Raw genomic sequence first — 1,336 nt, 5'->3', positions numbered from 1 at the left:
TAGCAGGCCGTTGAAATACCTCCCGCAGAGGTCATCCTAGCGGGAGGGGTAAACGTTGAAACAAGGAATCGACCAACACTGAGAGCGAAGCGATGCGCGGAGCGGACGGCTACACGGAAACGATGTTCACGATGGCGAAGCTCGATGACTTCGTGCCGGCCAATCATCCGTTGCGGCCGATTCGCCTCTGGTTGAACGATGCTCTGAAACGCATGGACGGCGCGTTCGCGCGCATGTACGAGAGCGATGCGAAAGGCGGCAGGCCGAGCATCGCACCCGAGAAGCTGATTCGCGCGCTGTTGCTGCAAGTGCTGTATTCGATTCGCAGCGAGCGCATGCTGATGGAGCAAATCTCTTACAACATGCTGTTTCGTTGGTTTGTCGGCCTGGCGATGGACGATGCGGTGTGGGACCACTCGACGTTCAGCAAGAACCGCGACCGACTGCTCGCGCACGACGTTATCGTGGGTTTGTTCAACGAGACGGTGGAGACGGCGCATGCGCGCGGTCATCTCTCGGGCGAGCACTTCAGTGTTGACGGCACGTTGATTCAGGCGTGGGCTGGCCATAAAAGCTTCGTGCGCAAGAACAAGTCCGATGACGATACGCCGCCTGGAGGCGGTGCCCGCCAGCGCGAGGATTGGCACGGCGAGAAGCGCAGCAACGAGACGCACGAATCGAGCAGCGATAGTCAGGCGAAGTTGTTTCGCAAGAGTCGCAACACCGGCGCGATACTTTGCTACATGGGGCACGTTCTCACGGACAACCGGCATGGCCTGGTGGTCAACGCGCAAGTGACGCAGGCCAACGGCACGGCCGAACGCGATGCAGCGGCCGACATGCTCGCCGATGCGGCACGCCTTGCCGAAAGGCCGATTACGGTGGGGGCCGACAAGAATTACGACACGGCGGGATTCGTGGCGACGTGTCGCGCCAATGGCGTGACCCCGCATGTCGCCCAAAACGACACGCGCGCGGGCGGCTCGGCCATCGACGGGCGCACGACACGCTGGGCGGGCTACGCCATCAGTCAGCGCAAGCGCAAACGTATCGAGCAGGTGTTTGGCTGGGGCAAGACGATTGGCCGGATTCGGCAGGTCATGTGTCGAGGGCGCGAGCGAGTCGAGCAGTTGTTCTTGCTGACGCAGGCGGCCTACAACCTTACGCGCATGCGAACGCTCGCGGCGAAAACGGCATAGAGGCGAAAGTCGGCGAGGAAACGACATCGAATCGGCCCGAATTGAGGAAATCCAGCATCAAATCCCCCCCCCGAATCGGAGCAGAAACTCTTGGGAAAGCTACCGTCACGCCACGAGGGGGATACTTCAACAGCCTG

General features: G+C 61.1%; 1 protein-coding gene. It reads left to right on the top strand.

Annotated elements, in window-relative coordinates; all coding sequences use genetic code 11:
* The first annotated feature begins 92 nt into the window (after window positions 1-92).
* Window positions 93-1,199 carry an IS5 family transposase gene (locus tag SB764_RS38085; RefSeq protein ID WP_410866474.1) on the top strand — a complete coding sequence of 369 codons (1,107 nt, stop codon included), beginning with the start codon at window positions 93-95 and terminating at the stop codon, window positions 1,197-1,199.
* Window positions 1,200-1,336: the final 137 nt, after the last annotated feature.

Origin of the sequence: Paraburkholderia sp. SIMBA_027, assembly GCF_046535315.1 — a bacterium.
In the GTDB taxonomy this organism is placed as follows: Bacteria; Pseudomonadota; Gammaproteobacteria; order Burkholderiales; family Burkholderiaceae; genus Paraburkholderia; species Paraburkholderia tropica.
Note: the sequence above shows the minus strand (reverse complement) of the source record. Positions and strands in the feature narration are given on the sequence as shown.